The sequence below is a fragment of the Streptomyces mauvecolor genome (genome assembly GCF_039532965.1).
GTDB lineage: Bacteria > Actinomycetota > Actinomycetes > Streptomycetales > Streptomycetaceae > Streptomyces > Streptomyces violascens.
The window spans coordinates 20,761-47,456 of the sequence record NZ_BAAASQ010000045.1; the positions used below are offsets into that span (position 1 = coordinate 20,761).

At 69.8% G+C, this 26,696-nt stretch carries 24 protein-coding genes; 4 read left to right on the forward strand and 20 right to left on the reverse strand.

Annotation, left to right across the window (positions count from 1 at the left end; all coding sequences use genetic code 11):
• Nucleotides 1–99 precede the first annotated feature (99 nt).
• The 14 genes from nuoN to ABD346_RS35385 all read right to left on the reverse strand — a co-directional run bounded on the left by nuoN (nucleotide 100) and on the right by ABD346_RS35385 (nucleotide 16,053).
• Nucleotides 100–1,752: an NADH-quinone oxidoreductase subunit NuoN gene (gene nuoN, locus ABD346_RS35320; protein ID WP_344380411.1), complete on the reverse strand. Its 1,653-nt coding sequence runs from the start codon at nucleotides 1,750–1,752 to the stop codon at nucleotides 100–102.
• Nucleotides 1,749–3,347, reverse strand: a complete 1,599-nt coding sequence (locus ABD346_RS35325) for an NADH-quinone oxidoreductase subunit M (RefSeq protein ID WP_344380412.1) — start codon at nucleotides 3,345–3,347, stop codon at nucleotides 1,749–1,751. Before ABD346_RS35325 ends, nuoN begins: the two co-directional genes overlap by 4 nt.
• 4 nt (nucleotides 3,348–3,351) lie before the next feature.
• Nucleotides 3,352–5,298, reverse strand: coding sequence for an NADH-quinone oxidoreductase subunit L (gene nuoL / locus ABD346_RS35330; RefSeq protein WP_344380413.1), 1,947 nt, complete (start codon nucleotides 5,296–5,298; stop codon nucleotides 3,352–3,354).
• A 14-nt stretch (nucleotides 5,299–5,312) separates the two neighbouring features.
• Entirely contained in the window at nucleotides 5,313–5,612 is a 300-nt protein-coding gene (nuoK, locus tag ABD346_RS35335; protein ID WP_053728780.1) for an NADH-quinone oxidoreductase subunit NuoK, read from the reverse strand.
• Entirely contained in the window at nucleotides 5,609–6,433 is an 825-nt protein-coding gene (locus ABD346_RS35340) for an NADH-quinone oxidoreductase subunit J (RefSeq protein ID WP_344380414.1), read from the reverse strand. The genes nuoK and ABD346_RS35340 overlap by 4 nt, the downstream gene beginning before the upstream one ends.
• Nucleotides 6,430–7,026: an NADH-quinone oxidoreductase subunit NuoI gene (gene nuoI / locus ABD346_RS35345; RefSeq protein WP_381224744.1), complete on the reverse strand. Its 597-nt coding sequence runs from the start codon at nucleotides 7,024–7,026 to the stop codon at nucleotides 6,430–6,432. Before nuoI ends, ABD346_RS35340 begins: the two co-directional genes overlap by 4 nt.
• A 76-nt stretch (nucleotides 7,027–7,102) precedes the next feature.
• Nucleotides 7,103–8,455, reverse strand: coding sequence for an NADH-quinone oxidoreductase subunit NuoH (gene nuoH / locus ABD346_RS35350; protein ID WP_344380416.1), 1,353 nt, complete (start codon nucleotides 8,453–8,455; stop codon nucleotides 7,103–7,105).
• On the reverse strand, nucleotides 8,452–10,956 hold the full coding sequence (locus ABD346_RS35355) for an NADH-quinone oxidoreductase subunit G (RefSeq protein WP_344380417.1): 2,505 nt from the start codon (nucleotides 10,954–10,956) through the stop codon (nucleotides 8,452–8,454). The genes nuoH and ABD346_RS35355 overlap by 4 nt, the downstream gene beginning before the upstream one ends.
• On the reverse strand, nucleotides 10,953–12,314 hold the full coding sequence (nuoF, locus tag ABD346_RS35360) for an NADH-quinone oxidoreductase subunit NuoF (RefSeq protein ID WP_344380418.1): 1,362 nt from the start codon (nucleotides 12,312–12,314) through the stop codon (nucleotides 10,953–10,955). The genes ABD346_RS35355 and nuoF overlap by 4 nt, the downstream gene beginning before the upstream one ends.
• Nucleotides 12,314–13,048 carry an NADH-quinone oxidoreductase subunit NuoE gene (gene nuoE / locus ABD346_RS35365; protein ID WP_344380419.1) on the reverse strand — a complete coding sequence of 245 codons (735 nt, stop codon included), beginning with the start codon at nucleotides 13,046–13,048 and terminating at the stop codon, nucleotides 12,314–12,316. Before nuoE ends, nuoF begins: the two co-directional genes overlap by 1 nt.
• 17 nt (nucleotides 13,049–13,065) lie before the next feature.
• Nucleotides 13,066–14,400: an NADH-quinone oxidoreductase subunit D gene (locus ABD346_RS35370; protein WP_344380420.1), complete on the reverse strand. Its 1,335-nt coding sequence runs from the start codon at nucleotides 14,398–14,400 to the stop codon at nucleotides 13,066–13,068.
• A complete protein-coding gene (locus ABD346_RS35375; RefSeq protein WP_344380421.1) occupies nucleotides 14,400–15,125 on the reverse strand; it encodes an NADH-quinone oxidoreductase subunit C in 726 nt (241 codons plus the stop codon). The genes ABD346_RS35370 and ABD346_RS35375 overlap by 1 nt, the downstream gene beginning before the upstream one ends.
• Entirely contained in the window at nucleotides 15,122–15,676 is a 555-nt protein-coding gene (locus tag ABD346_RS35380) for a NuoB/complex I 20 kDa subunit family protein (protein ID WP_100578785.1), read from the reverse strand. The genes ABD346_RS35375 and ABD346_RS35380 overlap by 4 nt, the downstream gene beginning before the upstream one ends.
• 17 nt (nucleotides 15,677–15,693) lie before the next feature.
• On the reverse strand, nucleotides 15,694–16,053 hold the full coding sequence (locus ABD346_RS35385; RefSeq protein ID WP_030494815.1) for an NADH-quinone oxidoreductase subunit A: 360 nt from the start codon (nucleotides 16,051–16,053) through the stop codon (nucleotides 15,694–15,696).
• Between the two features lie 732 nt (nucleotides 16,054–16,785).
• Here ABD346_RS35385 and ABD346_RS35390 point away from each other — a divergent pair.
• Both ABD346_RS35390 and ABD346_RS35395 read left to right on the forward strand, forming a co-directional pair.
• Entirely contained in the window at nucleotides 16,786–17,619 is an 834-nt protein-coding gene (locus ABD346_RS35390; RefSeq protein WP_344380422.1) for a C40 family peptidase, read from the forward strand.
• 147 nt (nucleotides 17,620–17,766) lie between these two features.
• A complete protein-coding gene (locus ABD346_RS35395; RefSeq protein ID WP_344380423.1) occupies nucleotides 17,767–18,309 on the forward strand; it encodes a hypothetical protein in 543 nt (180 codons plus the stop codon).
• A 51-nt stretch (nucleotides 18,310–18,360) separates the two neighbouring features.
• Here the strand turns inward: ABD346_RS35395 and ABD346_RS35400 are convergent, their stop codons facing one another.
• Nucleotides 18,361–19,644, reverse strand: a complete 1,284-nt coding sequence (locus ABD346_RS35400) for a geranylgeranyl reductase family protein (protein ID WP_114040340.1) — start codon at nucleotides 19,642–19,644, stop codon at nucleotides 18,361–18,363.
• 101 nt (nucleotides 19,645–19,745) lie between these two features.
• Between ABD346_RS35400 and ABD346_RS35405 the strand changes: the two genes are divergently transcribed.
• Nucleotides 19,746–20,324, forward strand: a complete 579-nt coding sequence (locus ABD346_RS35405; RefSeq protein WP_344380424.1) for a GNAT family N-acetyltransferase — start codon at nucleotides 19,746–19,748, stop codon at nucleotides 20,322–20,324.
• Nucleotides 20,325–20,399: 75 nt separating this feature from the next.
• Here the strand turns inward: ABD346_RS35405 and ABD346_RS35410 are convergent, their stop codons facing one another.
• Nucleotides 20,400–21,092, reverse strand: a complete 693-nt coding sequence (locus ABD346_RS35410) for a demethylmenaquinone methyltransferase (RefSeq protein WP_344380425.1) — start codon at nucleotides 21,090–21,092, stop codon at nucleotides 20,400–20,402.
• 123 nt (nucleotides 21,093–21,215) lie between these two features.
• On the opposite strand from ABD346_RS35410, the gene ABD346_RS35415 reads away from it, so the two are divergent.
• Complete coding sequence (locus tag ABD346_RS35415; protein WP_344380426.1) at nucleotides 21,216–22,220, forward strand: chitinase; 1,005 nt, start codon at nucleotides 21,216–21,218, stop codon at nucleotides 22,218–22,220.
• Nucleotide 22,221: 1 nt separating this feature from the next.
• On the opposite strand, the gene ABD346_RS35420 is transcribed toward ABD346_RS35415, so the two are convergent.
• The 4 genes from ABD346_RS35420 to ABD346_RS35435 form a co-directional block, all read right to left on the reverse strand.
• Nucleotides 22,222–22,851 carry an amidohydrolase family protein gene (locus ABD346_RS35420; RefSeq protein ID WP_344380427.1) on the reverse strand — a complete coding sequence of 210 codons (630 nt, stop codon included), beginning with the start codon at nucleotides 22,849–22,851 and terminating at the stop codon, nucleotides 22,222–22,224.
• A gap of 7 nt (nucleotides 22,852–22,858) precedes the next feature.
• Entirely contained in the window at nucleotides 22,859–24,058 is a 1,200-nt protein-coding gene (gene mqnC / locus ABD346_RS35425) for a cyclic dehypoxanthinyl futalosine synthase (protein ID WP_189968829.1), read from the reverse strand.
• A gap of 89 nt (nucleotides 24,059–24,147) precedes the next feature.
• Nucleotides 24,148–24,882, reverse strand: a complete 735-nt coding sequence (locus ABD346_RS35430; RefSeq protein ID WP_381224673.1) for a prepilin peptidase — start codon at nucleotides 24,880–24,882, stop codon at nucleotides 24,148–24,150.
• The gene (locus tag ABD346_RS35435) at nucleotides 24,879–26,621 is read right to left on the reverse strand and encodes a serine/threonine-protein kinase (RefSeq protein ID WP_344380502.1); all 1,743 of its coding nucleotides are present in this window, start codon (nucleotides 26,619–26,621) and stop codon (nucleotides 24,879–24,881) included. The genes ABD346_RS35430 and ABD346_RS35435 overlap by 4 nt, the downstream gene beginning before the upstream one ends.
• Between the last annotated feature and the right edge of the window lie 75 nt (nucleotides 26,622–26,696).

Below are 26,696 nucleotides of genomic sequence, written 5' to 3' on the forward strand. Positions count from 1 at the left end.
ACCTTCCCCTCCGTCCCCACCCCCGGAGGCCACGCGGCGGAGCCGCAGAGTGTCAGAGCGGGAAGGGGCGGGGTGGGGAATCCCCCACCCCCAACTCCCCTACCGCACAAAGACCCCCGCGCTATGCGCAAGATCAAGGAAGTACTGCGGCGCCACACCCAGCACCAGCGTCACAGCCACCCCCACCCCAATCGCCGTCATGGTCAACGGCGACGGCACCGCCACCGTCGGCCCGTCCGCCTTCGGCTCGCTGAAGAACATCAGCACGATCACCCGGATGTAGAAGAACGCGGCGACCGCCGAGGACACCACACCGACCACGACCAGCGCCCCCGCACCCCCCTCCGCCGCCGCCTTGAACACGGCGAACTTTCCGGAGAAGCCGGACGTCAGCGGGATGCCCGCGAAGGCGAGCAGGAAGACCGCGAAGACCGCCGCCACCAGCGGCGAACGCCGGCCGAGGCCCGCCCACTTGGACAGGTGCGTCGCCTCGCCGCCCGCGTCCCGCACCAGCGTGACCACCGCGAACGCGCCGATCGTCACGAAGGAGTACGCCCCCAGGTAGAAGAGCACCGACGAGATGCCGTCCGCGTTGGTGGCGATGACACCGGCCAGGATGAACCCGGCGTGCGCGATCGAGGAGTAGGCGAGCAGCCGCTTGATGTCGGTCTGGGTGATCGCGACGACCGCGCCGCCCAGCATCGTGATGATCGCGACGCCCCACATCACCGGCCGCCAGTCCCAGCTCATGCCGGGCAGGACGACGTACAGGAGGCGGAGCAGCGCGCCGAAGGCCGCCACCTTCGTGGCCGCCGCCATGAAACCCGTCACCGGAGTGGGCGCGCCCTGGTAGACGTCCGGCGTCCACATGTGGAACGGCACCGCGCCGACCTTGAACAGCAGGCCCATCAGGATCATCGCGCCGCCGATGAGCAGCAGCGCGTCGTTGCCCATGGTCCCGGCAAGGGCCGGGTCCACGTTCTGGACCGAGCCGCTGACGACGTCGGCGATCGTGGCGTACGAGACGGAGCCCGCGTAGCCGTACAGGAGCGCGATGCCGAAGAGCAGGAAGGCCGAGGAGAACGCGCCGAGCAGGAAGTACTTGACCGCCGCTTCCTGCGACATGAGCCGCTTGCGGCGGGCAAGCGCGCACAGCAGGTAGAGGGGGAGGGAGAAGACCTCAAGGGCGACGAACAGGGTCAGGAGGTCGTTCGCCGACGGGAAGACCAGCATGCCGGAGATCGCGAACAGGGCCAGCGGGAAGACCTCGGTCGTGGTGAACCCGGCCTTGACCGCGGCCTTTTCGCTGTCGCTGCCCGGCACCGAGGCCGCCTGAGCGGCGAACGAGTCCACCCTGTTGCCGTGCGCCACCGGGTCCAGACGACGTTCGGCGAAGGTGAAGATCGCCACGATGGAGGCCAGGAGAATGGTGCCCTGGAGGAAGAGCGCCGGGCCGTCGACCGCGATCGCGCCCATGGCCGCGATGTGCGCCTTGGTCGTGCCGTAGCCGCCGGCCGCGAGGCCGACCACCGCCGCGAAGGCGGCGGCGAGCGCGACCACCGACAGGAACACCTGCACGTAGTAGCGGCTGCGGCGCGGGACGAAGGCCTCCACCAGGATGCCGACGATCGCCGCGCCCACCACGATCAGCGTGGGTGCGAGCTGGGCGTACTCGATGTGCGGCGCGGGGATCTTGTCCAGCTTGCCTTCGGCCGCCGTGGTCCACAGGCTGTGGACAGCTGATGAGCTCACTTGGCCGCCTCCACCACCGGGTTGGGGTCCTTCTTCTGTACGTCCGACATGGTCTGCCGCACCGCCGGGTTGACGATGTCGGTGAGCGGCTTCGGGTAGACCCCGAGGAAGATCAGCAGCGCGATCAGCGGGGCCACCACGAGCAGTTCACGGACCTTGAGGTCCGGCATGCCCTGAACCCCGGCCTTGACCGGTCCGGTCATCGTCCGCTGGTAGAGGACGAGGACGTAGAGCGCGGCCAGGACGATGCCGAGGGTCGCGATCACTCCGGCCACCGGGTAGCGGCTGAACGTGCCCACCAGGACCAGGAATTCACTGACGAAGGGAGCCAGGCCCGGCAGGGACAGGGTGGCGAGGCCGCCGATCAGGAACGTGCCGGCGAGCACCGGGGCGACCTTCTGCACGCCGCCGTAGTCCGAGATGAGCCGGGAGCCGCGCCGCGAGATCAGGAAGCCGGCCACCAGCATCAGCGCGGCCGTCGAGATCCCGTGGTTGATCATGTAGAGCGTGGCGCCGGACTGCCCCTGGCTGGTCATGGCGAAGATGCCCATGATGATGAAGCCGAAGTGCGAGATCGACGCGTACGCCACCAGGCGCTTGATGTCGCGCTGGCCGACCGCGAGCAGCGCCCCGTAGATGATGCTGATCACGGCGAGCACCACGATCACCGGCGTCGCCCACTTGCTGGCCTCCGGGAAGAGCTGGAGGCAGAAGCGCAGCATCGCGAACGTGCCGACCTTGTCGACGACCGCGGTGATCAGCACGGCGACCGGCGCGGTCGCCTCGCCCATCGCGTTGGGCAGCCAGGTGTGCAGCGGCCACAGCGGGGCCTTCACCGCGAAGGCGAAGAAGAAGCCGAGGAACAGCAGTCGTTCGGTGTTGGTCGCCATGTGGAGCGAGCCGCTCGCGCGGGCCGCGGCGATCTCGCTCAGCGAGAACGAGCCCGCCACGACGTACAGGCCGATGACCGCGGCCAGCATGATCAGCCCGCCGACCAGGTTGTAGAGCAGGAACTTGACGGCCGCGTACGAGCGTTGGGTCGCCGCCGCCTCGTCGCCCTGCCCCGGCGCGGCAGCGCCGTATTGGGACGGTGCGGCCCGGTCGCCGAAGCCGCCGATGAGGAAGTACATCGGGATGAGCATGGCTTCGAACAGGATGTAGAAGAGGAAGACGTCGGTGGCCTCGAAGGAGAGCACCACCATCGCCTCGACGGCCAGGATCAGGGCGAAGAAGCCCTGCGTCGGCCGCCAGCGGCTGCTATTGGTCTCCAGGGGGTCGGCGTCGTGCCAGCCGGCCGCGATGATGAACGGGATGAGCAGCGCGGTGAGCCCGATGAGGGCGACGCCGATACCGTCCACGCCCAGTTCGTAGCGGACTCCGAAGTCCTTGATCCAGGCGTGCGACTCGGTCAACTGGTAGCGGTCGCCGCCCGGTTCGAACCGTACGAGCTGGATCGCGGCCAGCGCCAGAGTGCCGACCGAGACCAGCAGGGCCAGCCATTTGGCGGCGGTGCGCCGGGCCGCCGGGACGGCCGCGGTCGCGATCGCGCCGAGCGCCGGGAGCGCCGCCGTCGCGGTAAGGAGGGGGAAGGACATTGCGTTACACCGCCCTCATCAGCAGAGTCGCGGCGATGATCACCACAGCACCTCCGAACATCGAGACCGCGTAGCTGCGGGCGAAGCCGTTCTGCAGCTTGCGCAGCCGGCCGGAGAGCCCGCCGACCGAGGCGGCGGTTCCATTGACGACTCCGTCGACCAGGCTGTGGTCGAGGTAGACGAGCGAGCGGGTGAGGTGCTCGCCGCCGCGCACCAGGACGACGTGGTTGAAGTCGTCCTGGAGCAGGTCGCGGCGGGCGGCCCTGGTGAGCAGCGAGCCGCGCGGGGCGACGACCGGGACGGGCTTGCGGCCGTACTGCGCGACGGCAAGGCCCACGCCGATCAGCAGGCAGACGATGGTGGCTGCGGTGACCGTCCACTCCCCCACCGGCGAGTCGCCGTGGCTGAAGGACGTGATCGGCTCCAGCCACTTCACGAACCGGTCGCCGATGCCGAAGATGCCGCCCGCGAAGACCGAGCCGAAGGCGAGCACGATCATGGGGATCGTCATGGACTTCGGGGACTCGTGCGGGTGCGGCTCGTCGTGGGCGCCGTGCGTCTCGGCGGCGGGCTCCACGCCCGGCTGGTCCGGCGAGGGGGTCTTCGCGTGCTTCCAGCGCTCCTCGCCGAAGAAGGTCAGGATCATCACGCGCGTCATGTAGTACGCGGTGATCGCGGCGCCGAGCAGGGTGACCGCGCCGAGGATCCAGCCTTCGGTGCCGCCCTTGGCGAACGCCGCCTCGATGATCTTGTCCTTGGAGAAGAAGCCGGACAGGCCCGGGAAGCCGATGATGGCGAGGTAGCCGAGGCCGAAGGTGACGAAGGTGACCGGCATGTACTTGCGCAGACCGCCGTACTTCCGCATGTCGACCTCGTCGTTCATGCCGTGCATGACCGAGCCCGCCCCGAGGAAGAGCCCGGCCTTGAAGAAGCCGTGCGTCACCAGGTGCATGATCGCGAAGGCGTAGCCGATCGGGCCGAGGCCGGTGGCCAGGATCATGTAACCGATCTGCGACATCGTCGAGCCGGCCAGGGCCTTCTTGATGTCGTCCTTGGCGCAACCGACGATCGCACCGAACAGGAGCGTGACCCCGCCGACGATCACGACGACCGTCTGGACGTCGGGCACCGCGTTGAAGACCGCGCCGGAGCGCGTGATCAGGTAGACGCCCGCGGTCACCATGGTCGCCGCGTGGATCAGGGCCGAGACCGGTGTCGGGCCCTCCATCGCGTCGCCGAGCCAGGACTGCAGCGGCACCTGCGCCGACTTGCCGCAGGCGGCGAGCAGCAGCATCAGGCCGATGGCGGTGTTGCGTCCCGAGCTCGCGCCGTCCGCACCACCGAGGACGGCGGGGAAGGCGAAGGAGCCGAACGTCGTGAACATCACCATGATGGCGATGGACAGGCCCATGTCGCCGACCCGGTTGACCAGGAAGGCCTTCTTGGCGGCGGTCGCCGCGCTGGGCTTGTGCTGCCAGAAGCCGATGAGCAGGTAGGACGCGAGGCCCACGCCTTCCCAGCCGACGTACAGCAGAAGGTAGTTGTCGGCGAGGACCAGGAGCAGCATCGCCGCGAGGAACAGGTTGAGGTAGCCGAAGAAGCGGCGGCGGTTCTCGTCGTGCTCCATGTAGCCGATCGAGTAGATGTGGATCAGCGTGCCCACACCGGTGATCAGCAGCACGAAGGTCATCGAGAGCTGGTCGAGCTGGAAGCCGACGTCGGCCTGGAAGCCCTCGACCGGAACCCAGCTGAACAGGTGCTTGGTCACCGTCCGGTGGCCGGCCGCGCGGTCCAGCATGTCGAGGAAGAGCACCGCGCCGAGGACGAAGGACGCGCCCGCCAGCAGCGTGCCCAGCCAGTGGCCGATCCCGTCCAGTCTCCGTCCGCCGCACAGCAGTACGGCCGCTCCGAGCAGAGGCGCCGCGATGAGCAGCGCAATGAGGTTGTCCACGATTCAGCGACCCCTTACAGCTTCATCAGGCTGGCGTCGTCGACCGAGGCCGAGTGGCGGGAACGGAAGAGCGACACGATGATCGCGAGCCCGACGACGACCTCCGCGGCGGCGACGACCATCGTGAAGAACGCGATGACCTGGCCGTCGAGGTTGCCGTGCAGCCGGGAGAAGCAGACGAACGCGAGGTTGCAGGCGTTGAGCATCAGCTCGACGCACATGAAGACCACGATCGCGTTCCGCCTGATGAGCACTCCGGCGGCGCCGATGGTGAACAACAGGGCTGCAAGGTAGAGGTAGTTGACCGGATTCACTTGACCGCCTCCTCGTCCCGGCCGAGCCGTTCCTCGGAGCGCTGCTCCAGGGCCTTGAGGTCGGCGAGCGCCTCGCTGGACACGTCACGGATCTGGCCGCGGCCGCGCAGCGTCTGGTTGACGGTGAGCTCGGAGGGCGTGCCGTCGGGGAGCAGGCCCGCGATGTCCACCGCGTTGTGCCGGGCGTAGACGCCGGGGGCGGGCAGCGGGGGCAGGTGCTTGCCGCGTACGCGCTCCTCGGACATCTCCCGCTGGGTCTTGGCGCGCTCGGTGCGCTCCCGGTGGGTGAGCACCATCGCGCCGACCGCCGAGGTGATCAGCAGGGCGCCGGTGATCTCGAAGGCGAAGACGTACTTGGTGAAGATGAGGGTGGCAAGACCCTCGACGTTTCCGTTGGCGTTGGCCTGGCCGAGTCCGTTGAAGCTCTTCAGCGAGGCGTTGCCGATGCCGGCGATCAGGAGCACCCCGAAGCCGAGCCCGCAGGCCGCGGCCCACCAGCGCTGGCCCTTGATCGTCTCCTTCAGCGAGTCGGCGGCCGTGACGCCGACCAGCATGACGACGAAGAGGAACAGCATCATGATCGCGCCGGTGTAGACGACGATCTGGACGACGCCCAGGAAGTACGCGCCGTTGGCGAGGTAGAAGACCGCGAGGATGATCATGGTTCCGGCCAGGCAGAGCGCGCTGTGCACGGCCTTCTTCATGAGGATGGTGCACAGGGCGCCGATCACGGCGACCGTGCCGAGCACCCAGAACTGGAAGGCCTCACCGGTCGAGGTGTGCGAGGCGGCCGCGGCGAGCAGTTCGGTGGGCGCGCTCATGCCCCCACCACCTTGCTGGAGGCGGGCTCGTCCTCACCGAAGGTCGAGGCGCCCTCCTGGGGCCGCTCCCCCTTGCTGAGCGCCACCTGCCGGACGGTGCCGGGCGCGGCCTCGGTGACCAGGCCCCGGTAGTAGTCCTGCTCATCCATGCCCGGGTAGATCGCGTGCGGGGTGTCGACCATGGTGTCGTCGAGCCCGGCGAGCAGCTGCTCCTTGGTGTAGATCAGGCTCTCGCGCGAGGAGTCGGCCAGCTCGAACTCGTTGGTCATCGTCAGCGCCCTGGTCGGGCAGGCCTCGATGCACAGGCCGCACAGGATGCAGCGGGCGTAGTTGATCTGGTAGACCCGGCCGTAGCGCTCGCCCGGCGAGTAGCGCTCCTCGTCCGTGTTGTCCGCGCCCTCCACATAGATGGCGTCGGCGGGACAGGCCCAGGCGCACAGCTCGCAGCCGACGCACTTCTCCAGGCCGTCCGGATGCCGGTTGAGCTGATGGCGGCCGTGGAAGCGCGGCGCGGTGGTCTTCTGCTGTTCCGGATACTGCTCGGTCAGCCGCTTCTTGAACATGGCCTTGAAGGTCACGCCGAAGCCGGCCACGGGGTTGAGGAACTTCTCCCCCGGCTCCCCGGGCTTCCCCGACTCTCCGGGCTTCCCCGACTTACCGGTCGATGACTCAGACACCGTCGTCCTCCCTTCCTTCTCGGTCACTCTCAGTATCGACCCCGCCACTGACAATCAACTCGCGCTCCTGGCGCGGCCGTCGGCGGGGTACGGGCGGAAGGGTCTGGCCGGGCAGCGGGGGTACCGGGAATCCGCCGGCCATCGGGTCGAAGGCCGCGGGCGGCGCCTTCGCCTCCTCGGCCTCCTTCTTGCCGCGGAAGATGTCCGCGACGAAGGAGAGCAGCAGCACCACGATGACCGCGCCTCCGACGTACAGCACGATCTTCGAGAAGTCGTAGCCGTCGTTGCGCAGCGCCCGCACGGTCGCGACCAGCATCAGCCAGACCACGGAGACCGGGATGAGGACCTTCCACCCGAGCTTCATCAGCTGGTCGTAGCGGACCCGGGGCAGGGTGCCGCGCAGCCAGATGAAGAAGAAGAGCAGCAGCTGGACCTTGATGACGAACCAGAGCATCGGCCACCAGCCGTGGTTCGCGCCGGCCCAGAAGGTGCTGATGGGCCAGGGCGCGCGCCAGCCGCCGAGGAAGAGGGTGACCGCGACGGCCGAGACGGTGACCATGTTGACGTACTCGGCGAGCATGAACATCGCGAACTTGATGGACGAGTACTCGGTGTTGAAGCCACCGACCAGGTCGCCCTCGGACTCCGGCATGTCGAACGGGGCGCGGTTGGTCTCGCCGACCATCGTGATGATGTAGATGATGAAGGAGACCGGCAGCAGCACGATGTACCAGCGGTCGCCCTGCGCCTCGACGATCTTCGAGGTCGACATCGACCCCGAGTACAGGAAGACCGAGGCGAACGCCGCGCCCATGGCGATCTCGTACGAGATCATCTGCGCGCACGAGCGGAGACCGCCGAGCAGCGGATACGTCGAACCGGACGACCAGCCCGCGAGCACGATGCCGTAGATCCCGACCGAAGCCACGGCCAGGACGTACAGCATGGCGATCGGCAGGTCGGTGAGCTGCATCGTGGTGCGGTGGCCGAAGATCGACACCTCGTTGCCCGAGGGCCCGAACGGGATCACGGCGATCGCCATGAACGCCGGGATCGCGGCGATGATCGGGGCGAGGACGTAGACGACCTTGTCGGCCCGCTTGACGATGACGTCTTCCTTCAGCATCAGCTTGATGCCGTCGGCGAGCGACTGGAGCATGCCCCAGGGGCCGTGCCGGTTGGGGCCGATGCGCAGCTGCATCCAGGCGACGACCTTGCGCTCCCACACGATGGAGAACAGCACGGTCACCATCAGGAACGCGAAGCAGAAGACGGCCTTGACGACGACGAGCCACCAGGGGTCGCGGCCGAACAGGGAGAGGTCCTCCGCAGCGAGCGTGATCACGCCTCCACCACCTCCGAGGGGGCTTCCGTAACGGCCGGGCCGATGCGGACGACCTGGCCGGGGACCGCGCCGGTGTCGGCGGTGACTCCGCCGCCGACGGAGTTCATCGGCAGCCACACCACCCGGTCGGCCATCTCACTGACCTGGAGGGGGAGTCGGACGCTGCCGGACGGTCCGGTGACCTCCAGGAGGTCTCCGTCCTTGACGCCGGACTCGGCCGCGGTGGTCGCGGAGAGCCGGGCCACGGCCGCGTGCCGGGTTCCGGCGAGCGCCTCGTCGCCCTCCTGGAGCGAGCCCTGGTCGAGCAGCATCCGGTGTCCTGCGAGCACCGCCTCGCCCTCGCCGGGCCTCGGCAGCGCCTGCGCCGACTCCAGGGGCTCGCTCGCGCGCGGCCCGTCCCAGGTGCCGAGCCGCGTCATCTCGCCCCGTACGGCGCGGACATCGGGCAGCCCGAAATGGACGTCGAGCGCGTCGGCCAGCATGTGCAGCACGCGCGCGTCCGTGGGCGCCGGAGTGCGGGTCAGCTGCTCCGGCTTGAGCGCGGCCTCGAACAGGCGGGCCCTGCCTTCCCAGTTGAGGAAGGTGCCGGGCTTCTCGGCGACGGCCGCGACCGGGAAGACCACGTCCGCGTGGGCGGTGACCTCGGTGGGCCGCAGCTCCAGGCTGACCACGAAGGCCTCCGCGAGGGCCTCGCGGGCGCGCGCCGGGTCCGGCAGGTCCGCCGGGTCGACGCCCGCGACGAGCAGCGCGCCCAGCTCGCCGGTGGCCGCGGCCTCGACGATCTGGCCGGTGTCGCGCCCGTAGCGGTGCGGGAGTTCGCGTACGCCCCAGGCCGATGCGACCTGTTCGCGGGCGCGCGGGTCGGTGGCCGGGCGGCCGCCGGGCAGCAGCGACGGGATCGCACCCGCCTCCACCGCGCCGCGCTCGCCGGCCCGGCGCGGGATCCACACCAGGTCGGCGCCGGTCGCCGCGGCCGTGCGTACGGCGGCGGTCAGCGCGCCGGGCACGGCCGCGAGCCGCTCGCCGACGACGAGGACGGCGCCCGGGGAGCGCAGCGCCTCGGCCGCCTTCATGCCGGCCGTGTCCAGGCCGACGCCGCCCGCGAGCGCGTCCAGCCACTCGGTCTCGGTGCCGGGCGCCGCGGGCAGCAGCGTGCCGCCCGTCTTCTGCAGGCCGCGGGACATGTGGGTGGCGAGCGAGAAGGTGCGCTGGCCGTGCTTGCGCCAGGCCTTGCGCAGCCGCAGGAAGACGCCGGGCGCCTCCTCCTCGGACTCGAACCCGGCGAGCAGGACGGCCGGTGCCTTCTCCAGGGAGGTGTAGGTGGCGCCGCGCCCGTCGAGGTCCCGGCCGTGACCGGCGACCCGGGCCGCCAGGAAGTCGGCCTCCTCGGCGGAGTGCACACGGGCCCGGAAGTCGACGTCGTTGGTGTCGAGGGCGATCCGCGCGAACTTGGCGTAGGCGTACGCGTCCTCGACGGTCAGCCGGCCGCCGGCGAGCACCCCGGCCCGGCCGCGCGCGGCGGCGAGTCCGGCGGCGGCCGCCTCAAGGGCCTCGGGCCAGCCGGCCGGCTGGAGCTCACCGGTCTCGGAGTCGCGCACCAGGGGCGTCGTCAGACGGTCCGCCTTCTGCGCGTACCGGAATCCAAACCTGCCCTTGTCGCAGATCCACTCCTCGTTGACCTCGGGGTCGTCGGCCGCCAGGCGCCGCATGACCTTGCCGCGCCGGTGGTCGGTGCGGGTCGCGCAGCCGCCCGCGCAGTGCTCGCACACCGACGGCGACGACACGAGGTCGAAGGGCCGGGAGCGGAATCGGTACGCCGCCGAGGTCAGCGCGCCGACCGGGCAGATCTGGATGGTGTTCCCGGAGAAGTACGACTCGAACGGGTCGCCCTCGCCCGTGCCGACCTGCTGGAGCGCGCCGCGCTCGATCAGCTCGATCATCGGGTCGCCGGCGATCTGGTTGGAGAACCGGGTGCAGCGCGCGCACAGGACGCAGCGCTCGCGGTCCAGGAGCACCTGGGTGGAGATCGGGACCGGCTTCTCATAGGTGCGCTTCTTGCCTTCGAAACGCGAATCCGTGTCACCGACCTGCATGGCCTGGTTCTGCAGCGGGCACTCTCCGCCCTTGTCGCAGACCGGGCAGTCCAACGGGTGGTTGATCAGCAGGAGTTCCATCACTCCGCGCTGGGCCTTCTCGGCGACCGGCGAGGTGAGCTGGGACTTGACGACCATGCCGTCGGTGCAGGTGATGGTGCAGGACGCCATCGGCTTGCGCTGGCCCTCGACCTCGACGATGCACTGGCGGCAGGCGCCGGCCGGGTCGAGCAGAGGATGGTCGCAGAACCGGGGGATCTCGATGCCGAGCTGTTCGGCGGCTCGGATCACCAGCGTGCCCTTGGGGACGCTGATGTCGATGCCGTCGATGGTCAGCGAGACGAGGTCCTCCGGCGGCACGGCCGCCTCGCCGCCCCCGGAGGAAGCGCTACTCGTCGTCACAGTCATGCGTTCACCTCCGTGCTGTCGTCCGCCCAGGCGGTGGACCTGGCGGGGTCGAAGGGGCAGCCCTTGCCCGTGATGTGCTGCTCGTACTCGTCGCGGAAGTACTTCAGCGAGGAGAAGATCGGCGAGGCGGCGCCGTCGCCGAGGGCGCAGAACGACTTGCCGTTGATGTTGTCGGCGATGTCGTTCAGCTTGTCGAGGTCGTCCATCGAGCCCTGGCCGGCCTCGATGTCGCGGAGCAACTGGACCAGCCAGTACGTCCCTTCACGGCACGGTGTGCACTTGCCGCAGGACTCGTGGGCGTAGAACTCGGTCCAGCGGGTGACCGCCCGCACCACGCAGGTGGTCTCGTCGAAGCACTGGAGCGCCTTGGTGCCGAGCATCGACCCGGCCGCGCCCACGCCCTCGTAGTCCAGCGGCACATCGAGGTGCTCGTCGGTGAACATCGGGGTGGAGGAGCCGCCCGGCGTCCAGAACTTGAGCCGGTGGCCGGCCCGCATCCCGCCGCTCATGTCGAGCAGCTGGCGCAGTGTGATGCCGAGCGGCGCCTCGTACTGGCCGGGGCCCGCGACGTGCCCGCTCAGCGAATACAGCGTGAAGCCGGGCGACTTCTCGCTTCCCATCGATTTGAACCAGTCTTTTCCGCGGTGCAGGATCGCGGGAACCGACGCGATGGATTCCACGTTATTGACGACAGTGGGGCACGCGTACAGACCGGCTACCGCGGGGAAGGGGGGTCGCAGCCGGGGCTGGCCGCGACGGCCTTCGAGGGAGTCCAGGAGTGCGGTCTCCTCGCCGCAGATGTACGCGCCCGCGCCCGCGTGCACGGTGAGTTCGAGGTCCAGACCGCGGCCCAGGATGTTCTTGCCGAGGTAGCCCGCCGCGTAGGCCTCCTTCACGGCCTCGTGCAGGCGCCGCAGTACGGGGACGACTTCGCCCCGTAGATAGATGAAGGCATGCGACGACCTGATCGCGTAACAGGCGATCACGATCCCCTCGATGAGGGAATGCGGGTTGGCGAACAGGAGCGGGATGTCCTTGCAGGTCCCGGGCTCCGATTCGTCGGCGTTGACCACCAGATAGTGCGGCTTGCCGTCCCCTTGGGGGATGAACTGCCACTTCATCCCGGTGGGGAAGCCCGCGCCGCCACGGCCGCGCAGGCCCGAGTCCTTGACGTACGCGATGAGGTCGTCCGGCGTCATGGCGAGCGCCTTGCGCAGCCCCTCGTAGCCGTCGTGGCGCCGGTAGGTGTCCAGCGTCCAGGATTCCGGCTGGTCCCAGAACGCGGAGAGGACCGGGACCAGGAGCTTCTCGGGGCTGCTCCCGTTCCCGTTTCCTGCGATCTCGGTTGTCAAGGTCATCACTCCCCCTCCTCGTTGACCGGGTGCCCGTCCTGCGGCTCCTCGCCGCGCGGGTGCACCACGCGGGCTCCCGGCGTCTCGCCCCTGGCGAGCCTGAGGCCGGCCAGCGAGGCAGGTCCCGCGCCGCCGGTCGCGGCCACCGCGCCGGGCCGCTCGTCGGGGAAGCCCGCGAGGATGCGCGCGGTCTCCTGGTATGTGCACAGGGGCGCGCCCCGGGTGGGTTCGACCTGGCGGCCGGCGCGCAGGTCGTCGACGAGGCGCTTGGCGCTCTCGGGGGTCTGGTTGTCGAAGAACTCCCAGTTGACCATCACGACGGGTGCGAAGTCGCAGGCGGCGTTGCACTCGATGTGTTCGAGGGTGACCTTGCCGTCCTCGGTCGTCTCGTTGTTGCCGACGCCCAGGTGCTCCTTCAGCTCCTCGAAGATGGCGTCGCCGCCCATCACCGCGCACAGCGTGTTGGTGCAGACGCCGACCTGGTAGTCGCCGGAGGGCTTGCGCCGGTACATGGAGTAGAAGGTGGCGACGGCCGTGACCTCGGCCGTCGTCAGTTCCAGCAGGTCCGCGCAGAAGGCCATGCCGGTGCGCGAGACGAAGCCCTCCTCGGCCTGGACGAGGTGGAGCAGCGGCAGCAGCGCGGAGCGGCTGTCGGGGTAGCGGGCGACGATCTCCTTGCCGTCCGCTTCGAGCCGGGCGCGTACATCGGCCGGGTAGCCGGGCGGGGGCAGTTGAGGCATGCCCAATTGGATGTCTGTCACCGGTCGACGCCTCCCATCACGGGGTCGATGGACGCGACGGCGACGATGACGTCGGCCACCTGGCCGCCCTCGCACATGGCCGCCATGGCCTGCAGATTGGTGAAGGACGGGTCGCGGAAGTGGACCCGGTAGGGGCGGGTTCCGCCGTCGGAGACGAGATGGACGCCGAGTTCGCCCTTGGGCGACTCGACGGCCACGTAGGCCTGTCCGGCGGGGACCCGGAAGCCCTCGGTCACCAGCTTGAAGTGGTGGATCAGGGACTCCATCGAGGTGCCCATGATCTTCTTGATGTGGTCGAGGGAGTTGCCGAGTCCGTCCGGGCCGAGCGCGAGCTGCGCGGGCCAGGCGATCTTCTTGTCCTCGACCATGACCGGTCCCGGCTCGAGCCGGTCCAGGCACTGCTCGACGATCCTGAGTGACTGGCGCATCTCCTCCAGGCGCACCAGGAAGCGGCCGTAGGAGTCGCAGCTGTCGGCGGTCGGGATGTCGAACTCGTAGTCCTCGTAACCGCAGTACGGATCGGTCTTGCGCAGGTCGTGCGGCAGACCGGCCGAGCGCAGAATCGGTCCTGTGGCGCCGAGTGCCATGCAGCCGGTGAGGTCGAGGTAGCCGACGTCCTGCATGCGGGCCTTGAAGATGGGGTTGCCGGTGGCGAGCTTGTCGTACTCCGGCAGGTTCTTCCGCATGGTCTTCACGAACTCGCGGAGCTGGTCCACCGCACCCGCGGGCAGGTCCTGGGCGAGTCCGCCGGGGCGGATGAACGCGTGGTTCATGCGCAGGCCGGTGATCAGCTCGTAGATGTCGAGAATGAGTTCACGATCGCGGAAGCCGTAGATCATGATTGTGGTCGCGCCGAGTTCCATGCCGCCGGTGGCGATGCAGACCAGGTGCGAGGAGAGCCGGTTGAGCTCCATGAGCAGGACCCGGATGACCGAGGCCCGGTCGGGGATCTGGTCGGTGATGCCGAGGAGCTTCTCGACGCCGAGGCAGTACGCCGTCTCGTTGAAGAACGGCGTCAGGTAGTCCATGCGCGTGACGAAGGTGGTGCCCTGCGTCCAGGTGCGGAATTCGAGGTTCTTCTCGATGCCGGTGTGCAGATAACCGATTCCGCAACGGGCTTCAGTGACGGTCTCGCCCTCGATCTCCAGGATCAGCCGGAGCACGCCGTGCGTGGAGGGGTGCTGGGGGCCCATGTTGACGACGATGCGCTCGTCGTCGGCCTTGGCCGCGGACTGGACGACCTCGTCCCAGTCTCCGCCGGTGACCGTATATACGGGTCCCTCGGTGGTCTCGCGGGCAGAAGCGTGCGACGTTCCGTTCGATGTGGACATCAGCTGTACGACCTCCGCTGGTCCGGAGCCGGGATCTGGGCGCCCTTGTACTCGACCGCGATGCCGCCGAGGGGGTAGTCCTTGCGCTGCGGGAAGCCCTGCCAGTCGTCCGGCATCATGATCCGGGTGAGGGCGGGGTGACCGTCGAAGACGAGGCCGAAGAAGTCGTACGTCTCGCGCTCGTGCCAGTCGTTGGTCGGGTAGACCTCGACGAGCGAGGGGATGTGCGGGTCGCTGTCGGGGGCGCTCACTTCGAGCCGGATCAGCCGGCCGTGGGTCAAGGAGCGCAGGTGGTAGACGGCGTGCAGCTCACGCCCCTTGTCCCCCAGGAAGTGGACGCCGCTCACGCCCGTACAGAGCTCGAAGCGCAGGGCGGGGTCGTCGCGCAGGGTGCGGGCGACGCGCACGAGGTGTTCGCGGGCGATGTGGAAGGTGAGCTCGCCGCGGTCGACGACCGTCTTCTCGATGGCGTTTTCGGGCAGCAGGTCCTGCTCCTCCAGGGCGCCTTCGAGTTCGTCGGCGACCTCGTCGAAGTAACCGCCGTAGGGCCGCGAGGAGGCGCCGGGCAGCGTGACGGTGCGTACGAGACCGCCGTAGCCGCTGGTGTCACCGCCGTCCGCGGCGCCGAACATGCCCTTGCGTACGCCGATGACCTCGCCGGTGTCGTCGCGCTGGGCGGGCACACCGTTCTGTTCGGGGGTGTCCGGAGTGTCGGGAGAGCTCACCGCAGCAGCCCCTTCATCTCAATGGTGGGGAGCGCCTTGAGGGCCGCCTCCTCCGCCTCGCGGGCCGCCTCCTCCTGATTGACCCCGAGCTTGGAGCCCTGGATCTTCTGGTGGAGCTTGAGGATGGCGTCGAGCAGCATCTCGGGCCGGGGTGGGCAACCGGGCAGGTAGATATCTACCGGGACAATGTGGTCAACACCCTGAACAATTGCGTAATTGTTAAACATTCCGCCCGATGAGGCGCAAACCCCCATGGAAATCACCCACTTGGGGTTCGGCATCTGGTCGTAGACCTGCCGCAGGACCGGCGCCATCTTCTGGCTGACCCGGCCGGCCACGATCATCAGGTCGGCCTGGCGCGGGGAGCCGCGGAAGACCTCCATGCCGAAGCGGGCCAGGTCGTAACGGCCCGCGCCGGTCGTCATCATCTCGATGGCACAGCAGGCCAGGCCGAAGGTGGCGGGGAAGACGGACGCCTTGCGCACCCAGCCCGCGGCCTGCTCAACAGTGGTCAGTACGAAGCCGCTAGGCAGTTTCTCTTCGAGTCCCATAGGTGCCCCTCAGCCCCTCAGTCCCATTCCAGGCCGCCGCGCCGCCACACATACGCGTAGGCGACGAAGACGGTGAGCACGAAGAGCAGCATCTCCACGAGCCCGAAAAGCCCCAGGGCGTCGAAGGTGACCGCCCAGGGGTAGAGGAAGACGATCTCGATGTCGAAGACGATGAAGAGCATCGCCGTCAGGTAGTACTTGATGGGGAAGCGCCCGCCGCCGGCCGGCGTGGGAGTGGGTTCGATGCCGCACTCGTACGCCTCAAGTTTGGCCCGGTTGTACCTTTTTGGGCCGATTAGCGTGGCCATGACCACGGAAAAGATCGCAAACCCTGCCCCGAGGGCGCCGAGCACGAGGATGGGCGCGTAGGCATTCACGCTCCTCGCTCCTTCCAGTCGTCCTTGACCGTTGGACCGCACAGCGGGTCTCGCAAACGTCTCGCCGCCTCACGGTTCGCGGAAGATCGCGTACATGTGAGGCAGTTCACAAGCCCGACTGCTCCGCATCCTATGCCCGGCGGTCTGTGATCTGCGACACGGGGTACACCAACGCCTTTGTGATCTCCACCACCTGACGAAGGATCATCAAGTCGGATGAGCGGTGATCTTCATACGTGAAGCGCCCGAGTGATCACGAGAGGTGACATCTGGAGGTGTTACCGCTGGTCGGCGACCGTCTGGCGTTATCAAGACATGTGCGCTACAGGCAAATTGGCAATGAGCGGGCGTCCAGTGATAAGCGGGCGCCCGTCACCCGCGAGAGGGACTTCGGCACCCAAAGATGGACGCGTGCACCTCTTCACGAGAGCCGCCTCCGCTGCCCAGGAGGGCGCCACCCAACCGGATCAACCCATGATGTGACCTGCGTCACACGTCAACGGTCGTGGAATCAACGGGGCTTGGCCATCGACGTGAGGGGATGGTAGGCGCCGGGCAATTCGGGCGTTTCATGGAAAACACATGATCACAGCCCTGATCGCGCATGCCAGGTTTGTCCGTTACGGCGTCAATAAGTGCTGGCAAGAAGCGGATTCACCTCTTCCGGCACCAACTGTGGCGCAGCACACGTTTCTTGAAGGGAACCCTGAACCCCTGATAGCGGTTGTACCCATGTCCCACACCGCTCACATACCCAGCCACCGGAAGCCCCGCCGCAGCGCCTCGAAGGTCTCGCTTCGGGCCGGAGTTGCCGGTGGCGTACTCAGCACCATCGCGCTGGCAGGCGCGGCCGCCCCGGCCATCGCCGCCCAGCCGGTGACCGAGACCATCGAGATGCCGACGCTGACGGGCGACCTCGCGACCACCGCGGCCGCCACGGCGCAGGCCACCAAGACCGTCGCCGCCGACCTCCAGCTCCAGGCCGCCCAGGACGCCGCCGCGTCCAACGCCGCCAAGGACGCCAAGAAGGCCAAGGACGACGCCGAGCAGAAGGCCGCCGAGGCCAAGGCGAAGGCCGAGGCGGAGGCGAAGGCCAAGGCCGACGCCGCAGCGCGCGCCTCCCGCTCCTCCGAGCGCACCACGCTCAAGTCCTCCTCCTCGGACGGCGGCTCCACCTCCGGCAGCACGTCGTTCAAGGCGTCCAACGCCACCGGTTCCGCCGCCACCATCGTGAACTTCGCGCTGGCCCAGGTCGGCAAGGCGTACGTCTCGGGTGCCACCGGCTCCAGCGCGTACGACTGCTCCGGTCTCGTGCAGGCCGCCTACCGCCAGATCGGCGTCGACCTGCCGCGTGTCTCGCAGGACCAATCGGCGACCGGCACCCAGGTCTCGCTGTCGAACCTGCAGCCGGGCGACATCCTGTACTGGGGCGGCTCCGGCTCCGCGTACCACGTGGCGATCTACGTGGGCGGCGGCAAGTTCGTCGGCGCACAGAACCCCTCCACCGGCGTCGTCGAGCGCAGCCTGGACTGGGACCAGCCCACGGGCGCCGTCCGCGTTCTCTGAGGCGTACAGCGGCCTTCTGAGCCGCACCTCCACCGCCTGCAAGGGCCGTTGCTCCCCCGCTCGGGAGGAACGGCCCTTCGGCATGCCCGGAATGTGTTGAACTCTGCCTGTTCCGGGGCACCATGCACATATCAGGGGGGTGCGCGCATGGACGAGCAGGTGCGGGACTCGGAACCGCAGTCCTACGAGGTCTACGCCGACGGGCTCGGCATGTTCGCCGCGATCGGGATCGTGTTCATGGTGCTCGGCCTGTGGATGCTGACCGGCATCCGCCCCTGGCACGGGCCCGTCGACTGGGCCAAACTCGCCTTTGGCTGGGGTTTCGCCCTGTTCGTCCTCGGCGCCGGCGCGTTCCTGGTCCTGGCCTGCGTGTACGGGGCGGTGCGCCCGGTCATCCGCGCGGACGCGGCGGGGGTGCACCTCGCCACGCGCTTCGACGCACCCTGGGCGGAGGTCCGGGAGATCGAGGTCGGCACCGTGGCGATCTGGGAGCACGGCGACGAGAGCCACGCGGGTGGCTACGAGCACCATCGCGCGGTGTGGGTGACGCTGCACAGCGGCAAGCGGCACGAATACATAGCCCGCCGCCAGGGCGGGGACCTCTCCGCGGACGAACTGCGCACCGGTCTGTCCCGGTTCGCCGGAGAAGTCCCCGTCCGCTGGACGGACGAGGTGGAGCGGCGCTTCTAGAAGTGGAACGGTTTGAGAAGGGGAGCAGAGCTCCTGGAAAGGGCGCTCGGCTCAGGCCTTCGGCGCTACCTTCGAGAGCCCGTTGATGATGCGGTCCATCGCGTCGCCGCCCGTCGGGTCGGTCAGGTTGGCCAGCATCTTCAGCGTGAACTTCATCAGCATCGGGTGCGTGAGCCCGCGCTGGGTCGCGATCTTCATGACCTTCGGGTTGCCGATCAGCTTCACGAAGGCGCGGCCCAGCGTGTAGTAGCCGCCGTAGGTGTCCTTGAGGATCTTCGGGTAGGCGTGCAGGGCCAGTTCGCGCTGGGACGGGGTCGCGCGGGCGTGTGCCTGGACGATGACGTCCGCGGCGATCTGCCCCGATTCCATGGCGTATGCGATGCCTTCGCCGTTGAACGGGTTCACCAGACCGCCCGCGTCACCCACGAGCAGCAGGCCCTTGGTGTAGTGCGGCTGGCGGTTGAAGGCCATCGGCAGAGCGGCGCCGCGGATCGGGCCCGTCATGTTCTCGGGGGTGTAGCCCCAGTCCTCGGGCATGGACGCGCACCACGCCTTGAGGATCTCGCGCCAGTCCAGCTCGCGGAACGCGGAGGACGAGTTCAGGATGCCGAGGCCGACGTTGGACGTGCCGTCGCCCATGCCGAAGATCCAGCCGTAGCCGGGAAGCAGGCGGTCCTGCGGGCCGCGCCGGTCCCACAGTTCGAGCCAGGACTCCAGATAGTCGTCGTCGTGCCGGGGCGAGGTGAAGTACGTCCGCACGGCCACGCCCATCGGGCGGTCCTCGCGCCGGTGCAGGCCCATGGCGAGCGAGAGCCGCGTCGAGTTGCCGTCGGCCGCGACGACGAGCGGGGCGTGGAAGGTGACCGGGGTCTTCTCCTCGCCGAGCTTGGCGTTGACGCCGGTGATGCGGCCGTTGCGCTCGTCGATGATCGGGGCGCCCACGTTGCAGCGCTCGTAGAGCCGGGCGCCGGCCTTCTGCGCCTGCCGGGCGAGCTGCTCGTCGAAGTCGTCGCGCTTGCGCACGAGTCCGTAGTCCGGGTACGAGGCGAGGTCGGGCCAGTCGAGCTGGAGGCGGACGCCGCCGCCGATGATCCGCAGGCCCTTGTTCCGCAGCCAGCCGGCCTCTTCGGAGATGTCGATCCCCATGGAGACGAGCTGCTTGGTGGCGCGCGGGGTCAGCCCGTCGCCGCACACCTTCTCGCGCGGGAAGGCGGTCTTCTCCAGGAGCAGCACATCGAGTCCGGCCTTGGCCAGGTAGTACGCGGTCGTCGATCCGGCAGGACCGGCCCCGACGACGATCACGTCCGCGGTGTGTTCGGAGAGCGGCTCGGTCACAGCGGGATCTCCCGAAGACTCGAATTTGCGTGCCGAGAAGCACAGGACATGTGCAGTCTATGGGTGGCTGTTGATCGACATCGCGAAGGGTTGCCCACGCCATGAGCTCCGTCTCCCCCGAGTCCCCCATACCGTCGTCGGTACCGTCCGCCGTACCGGACAAGCCCCTGCCCGTAGTACGGCTGCGCGTGCCCACCGAGGAGGACGCGTACGCCTGGCACCGGGTGTTCGACGACCCGGAGGTGATGGAGTTCCACGGCGGCCGCTCCGCCGAGGTCTCCGTCTACGAGGAGTTGACCGCCCGCCAGCGCAGACACGACGCCGAACACGGCTTCTGCTTCTGGACGATGCTGGACGAGAACGACGAGGTCATCGGCTTCACCGGCGCCCAGCCCTGGCCGCTGGACGACTGGGGCCCGGCGGGCGAGGTGGAAATCGGCTGGCGCCTGGGCCGCGCGCACTGGGGCCGCGGCTACGCGACGGCGGCGGCCCGCGCCACGCTCGACCGCGTCCGCGCGAAGGGCCTGGACCACGTGGTGGCGATGGTCCACCCCGACAACACCCGCTCGCTGGCAGTGACGGAGCGGCTGGGGATGACGCTGTCGACCACGTACGAGTCGAGGGTGTCGGGCCTGGGAATCCCGTGCTTCCGGCTGGAGCTGGGCACAGCCAGCGCCTGAGGGCCCCTGCCCCTTCAGCCTTGGGGGAGTCCGAGTGAGCGGGGGGTGTGGGAGCGGCGCCCCCGCACGACCCCGTTACGCCTTGAAACCCCGGTGCAGCGCCACAACCCCGCCCGTGAGGTTGCGCCAGGCCACCTTGGACCAGCCCGCCCCCTGAAGCCGCGCGGCAAGCGCATCCTGGGCGGGCCAGGCCCGGATGGACTCCGCGAGGTACACGTACGCCTCCGGGTTGGAGGACACGGCCGTGGCCACCGGGGGCAGCGCCCGCATCAAGTACTCCGTGTACACCGTCCGGAACGGCTTCCACGTCGGCTGCGAGAACTCGCAGATCACGACACGGCCGCCCGGCTTGGTGACCCGGTACATCTCCCGCAGCGCGGCGTCCGTGTCCTGGACGTTGCGCAGCCCGAAGGAGATCGTCACCGCGTCGAACGTGTCGTCGCGGAAGGGCAGCTTCGTCGCGTCGCCCGCCGTGAACGGCATGTGGGGCTGGCGCTCCTTGCCGACCTTGAGCATCCCGAGCGAGAAGTCGCAGGGCACGGTGTACGCGCCCGCCGCGGCGAAGGGCTGCGAGGAGGTGGCCGTGCCGGCCGCGAGGTCGAGCACCTTCTGCGCGGGCCGCGCGTCGACCGCCTTCGCGACCTCCTTGCGCCAGAGCCGGGTCTGGCCGAGGGAGAGCACGTCGTTGGTGAGGTCGTAGTGCGCGGCGACGTCGTCGAACATCGAGGCGACTTCGTGCGGCTGCTTGTCCAGGGATGCGCGGGTCACGCTTCCCATTCAAGCAGTACGCCGCACAGCCGGGTGCCCGGCCCTCACCGGCACAGCCGGGCCGCGTACATTCTCCTTTCCGTGCCACGGGGGCGCGGAACCACGAGAGCGGGTGCACACGACATGCGGAGTTTCCTGAGGGTGCCGGTCGCGGGGCTCGGCGCCTTGGCCGCGCTGGTGTGCGCGGGGTGCTCCTCGGCCCCGGACGTGGCACCCGAGGCCCCGGCCGGGCCCGCCGCGCACGGCCCGCTGAACAGCGCGTACTCCCCCTACGTCAGCGCCACCACGGCCTCGCCGACCGACGCCGTCGGCTCCCCAGCCGTCTACAACCTGGCGTTCGCCGTCGCGCACGGGAACACCTGCCGGGCGGTGTGGGACGACGACACGGCCATCGTGGACCAGGACGTCAAGGACCGGGCGGCCGGGCTGAAGAAGTCGGGCGCCGCGGTGCGGGTGTCCTTCGGCGGGCAGGCCGGCAAGGAGCTGGCCCTGACCTGCCGGACCCCCGCCCAGTTGGCCACGGCGTACGGCTCCGCGCTCGACGCGGCCGGCGCCGGTGAGGCCGACTTCGACATCGAGGGCGCCGCCCTTGCCGACTCCGCCGCGCTCACCCGGCGCGCGGAGGCGATAGCCCAGCTCCAGAAGCAGCGGGGCCTCAAGGTGACGTTCACGCTCGCGGTGATGCCGACGGGGCTCACGCCCCAGGGCACGGCGCTGCTCAAGTCGGCCAAGGACCACGGCGTGAAGGTCTCGGCCGTCAACATCATGACGATGAACTACGGCACCTCCTTCGGAGGGGACATGGGCGACTACGCGGTGAAGGCCGCGACCGCCGCGCACGGCCAGCTCCAGCAGGTCCTGGGCCTCTCGGACGCTGCGGCCTGGCAGGGGCTCGGGGTCACGTCGATGATCGGCGTCAACGATGTGAAGGGCGAGACGTTCACCCTGGACGATGCCGCGAAGGTACGGAAGTTCGCCCAGGACAAGGGCGTCGGACGGCTGTCGATGTGGGTGACGTACCGCGACCAGAAGTGCGGTGGCGGCATCAACTCGGCTGCGGCGCAGGCGAGTTGCAGCGGCGTGGACCAGGAGCCGGGCGCCTTCGCGAAGGCGCTGTCCGGAAGCTGACCTAGCGGCGCCGGTGCACCAGCCGCCCGCCGATGACGGTGGCGATACAGGTCCCGGCGCCCTCTGCGGCCAGCGCGTCCTCGTCCGGTACGGCGAAGACGGCGAACCGGGCGGGGCCGCCCACGGCGAGCGGGCCCCGGAAAGCCTCGCTCGGCCCGGTGCCGGCGAGGGGATCCAGGGCGCCCTCGCCACCCTCGCTCATCAGCACTTCAAGTCCCGCCCGCTGTACGGCAGTTCGTACCGCCGGGGTGGTGAGGGGCCCGGTCACCGCGACCACGCCGTGGGCGAGGAGTTTCTGGGTGCAGCGGCGGGCGCTGTTGCCCCGGCGGGACTCGCTCGGGCCGAGGGCGGCGAGCGCGGCGCCGGTCAGCGGTTCGGTGCCGAGTTCGTCGACCTCGAAGGGGTCGTCCGGGAAGTAGGTGCGCTCAAGGAGGGCGGCGCCGTGCCGGTTGACGAGGCCGGGGGTGAGCACGCCGGGCCAGCGGCGGACGCGGGCGGAAGGGTGCTCGGCGGCCACGTCCTCGTATGCGCCGATCATCGCGATCCGGTCGCCGTCGACCAGGACCGCGCCGCCCGGGACCGGCTCGCGGTCCCCGGGCAGTACGAGGTCGGCGGCGTGGATCGTCAGCAACGCGGCCTCAGTTGGAGGCGAGGAGCTTCAGCTCCGGGTGGGCCGTGCCGCCCTCGATCGCGGTCGAGGAGATGTGCGACTGGACGCGCGCGTCGACCGGGTCGTTCGCCGGGTCGTCGTGCACGACGAGGTGCTCGTAGGTGGTCGCGCGCTGGGCGGGCACCCGGTCGGCCGTGCGGATCATGTCGATCATCTCGCGGAGGTTCGAGCGGTGCTTGGCACCGGCCGACGAGACGACGTTCTCCTCCAGCATGACCGAGCCGAGGTCGTCCGCGCCGTAGTGCAGGGTGAGCTGCCCGGCCTCCTTGCCGGTGGTCAGCCAGGAGCCCTGGATGTGCGCGACGTTGTCGAGGAAGATCCGGGCGATCGCGATCATGCGGATGTACTCGAAGATCGTCGCCTGGGTGCGGCCCTTGAGGTGGTTGTTCTCCGGCTGGTACGTGTACGGGATGAACGCGCGGAAGCCGCCCGTACGGTCCTGCACGTCGCGGATCATGCGCAGGTGCTCGATGCGCTCGGCGTTGGTCTCGCCGGTGCCCATGAGCATGGTGGAGGTGGACTCGACGCCCAGGCCGTGCGCGGTCTCCATGATCTCCAGCCAGCGCTCGCCGGACTCCTTGAGCGGCGCGATCGCCTTGCGCGGCCGCTCGGGCAGCAGCTCGGCACCGGCGCCGGCGAAGGAGTCGAGCCCGGCGGCGTGGATCCGCGTGATGGCCTCCTCCACGCTCACCTTGGAGATGCGGGCCATGTGCTCGACCTCGGAGGCACCGAGGGAGTGGATGACCAGCTGGGGGTAGGCCTTCTTGATCGCGGCGAAGTGCTCTTCGTAGTACTCGACGCCGAAGTCGGGGTGGTGCCCGCCCTGGAACATGATCTGAGTGCCGCCCAGCTCGATGGTCTCCGCGCACCGGCGCAGGATGTCGTCGAGGTCGCGGGTCCAGCCCTTGGCGGTGTCCTTGGGCGCGGCGTAGAACGCGCAGAACTTGCACGCCGTCACGCAGACGTTCGTGTAGTTGATGTTCCGCTCGATGATGTACGTCGCGATGTGCTCGGTACCGGCGTAGCGGCGGCGGCGCACCGCGTCGGCGGCGGCACCGAGCGCGTGCAGCGGCGCGGACCGGTACAGGTCGAGCGCTTCCTCCGGGGTGATCCGCCCACCCTCAGCGGCACGGTCGAGAACGGACTGAAGATCGGCCTTCTCAGTCACCGGGGGTGTCCCTTTCGGAGGGGATATGGACGGACCGATCCAGCCTACGCCAGCGGCTCCGCCCCGCTGAGCGGGGGCCGCAGGGCTCCCTATCCGGCGAGCCCGCCCAGGAGCAGGCCGCCGAAGGACCCGGCGATCATGAAGGGGCCGAGCGGGAACGCGGTCGTACGGTTCGCCCTTCGCAGCACCAGAAGCCCGCCCCCATAGACCGCGCCCAGTACGAGCCCGAGCAGGGCTCCCGCGAGGAGCACCGGCCAGCCGTACCACCCGAGGACGGCCCCGAGCCCGAGCGCGAGCTTGGCGTCGCCGAGGCCCATGCCCGCCGGGTTGATCAGCACAAGCACCACGTACCCACCGCCCAGGGCGAGTTCACCGAGCAGAGCCGTGGTCCAGGCCCCCGCATCCCCCGGCAGCAGCGAGGCGAGCCCGAGCAGCAGGGTGGCCGCGAGGGCGAAGGGCAGGGTCAGCACATCGGGCAGCCGGTGTACGCCCCGATCGACAACCCCGAGCAGCACGGCCACCGGCGCGAGCAGCAGCCAGACCCCCAGCTCCGGGCGGGCGCCGGTGGTGCAGGCTAGCCCCGCGCAGACCAGCGAGGTCAGCACCGCGAGACCCGGAGCCGAGGGCCCGTACCCGCGAGCGGCCCCGAGCCAGCCCCGGGCGGGGCCGGCGAACGGCCGCCCGTCGGGGTCCGCGGACCGCCACGGCTCGTCGGGTTCGACGGACAGCCGGTACGCCGGGCGGGGCAGCAGCACCCCGGCGGCCGCGCCCCACAGCGCGGCTCCGGCGACGAGAAGCCCGTTCACCGCTTCAGGCCCGTTCACTGCTTCGTCAGGATGCCGGACGGCCTTCCGGCGGCCGCCTCCTCGGACTGGTACGTGAGCTTGCCGTCGCCGCCGAGGGTGAAGACCAGTTCGGCGGTGCCGGTGGTGCACAGGCCCGCGGTGCCGGGCTTGCGCGGGTCGGTGCGCTCCTCGATGCGCACCTCGCCCGCCGTGCCGGAGACCAGCTTGCCCACGCCGTGGCACTCCACCTTCGTACCCAGCACCTCGATCGTCGAGGTCGTCAGGACGACGTCGCTGCCCGTCCTGCCCGCCGTGAAGGCGGCGGTGACCGTGCCGTGCGGCTGGCCGGTGCTCTGCTCCGTGGTCGGGCCCTGCCAGGTTCCGATGAACTGGGCGGGCAGTTCGGCCAGTTGGGTGCCGGGCGGCGAGCCCGAAGGGGTCGCGGCGTCGGTCGGGGCCTGCGTGCCCGGTTCGGGCGTGTCCGTTCGTGAGCTCGAAGCCGGCGGCTTCGCGCCCGTATTGGTCGCTTCGCTGCCGCCGCCCGGCAGCATGTCGAAGAGGAAGGCCGCGCCGACCGTGACGGCGGCCAGGGCACCCGCCACCGCGAGGGCCACCGTGCAGCTGACCTTGCGGCCGCGGCCGCGTTCGCCCGGTTCGGTGGCGGTCGCCACGGAGAGGGCTACGCGCGGGCCCTTGTCCACCGGTCCCGGCGGGGCCGTGGGCGGCGGGGGTGTGCGGGGGCCGGGGACCGGGGCCGCGTCCCTGCCGTACGAGGCGTCCGGCGGCCCGAAGGTACCTGCGGAGCCGGACGCGGGACCCGTGCCGACCCCGACCGCCGGGCTGCTGAACGGGATCGGCCCCGAGCCGCTCACCGACTCCTCGGGCTCCAGGTCGAGCAGCCGCACCGCGGACCGGCTGACCTCCTCCACCAGCGGGCCCGGCAGCCAGCCGCCTTGGACCAGCGCCGCCGCGCCGGCCGGGGCGAGGCGGGCCGCGAGGGCGGCGGGGGCGGGGCGGTCGGCCGGGTTCTTGGCGAGGCAGGCGCCGACCGCGTCGCGCAGCTCGCCGGTGAGGCCCGCGCCCAGTTCGGGCGGCTCGTGCACCACCTTGTAGAGGAGGGCCGCCGAGGAGTCGCCGGGGAAGGGCGGCTCGCCGGTCGCCGCGTACGCGAGGACCGCGCCGAGCGAGAACACGTCGGCGGCGCCGGTGACGCCCCGGCCGAGGATCTGCTCGGGCGACATGTAGCCGGGCGAGCCGATGGAGACGCCGGTCGCGGTGAGCGAGGCGGTGCCGTCGGTGGCGCGGGCGATGCCGAAGTCGATGAGGCGGGGCCCGTCGAGGGTGAGCAGCACGTTCGACGGCTTCACATCGCGGTGGACCAGGCCGAGCGCGTGCACCGCGGCCAGGGCCTCGGCGAGGCCGGCGCCCAGGACGCGTACCGAATGCTCGGGGAGCGGGCCGCGGTCCATGACGGCCTGGGTCAGCGAGGGGCCGGCCACATAGCCCGTCGCCACCCACGGAACCGGCGCCTCCGGGTCCGCGTCGAGGACCGGCGCCGTCCAGTCGCCGCCGACCCGCCGGGCCGCCTCGACCTCGTGCCGGAAGCGGGCCCGGAACTGTTCGTCGAGGGCGAAGTGCGGGTGCACCACCTTGACCGCGACCGTGCGGCCACCCGCACTGCGGCCCAGGTACACCCGGCCCATGCCGCCCGCGCCGAGCCGGCCGAGCAGCCGGTAGGCACCGATCGTCTGCGGTTCGCCCGCTTCCAGCGGCTGCAACGACTGCATCCGGTGCTCCCCCAACGCCCACCCTGGTCAAGCCGGTCGCACAGCAGCGTAGAGCCGCACGTGCGC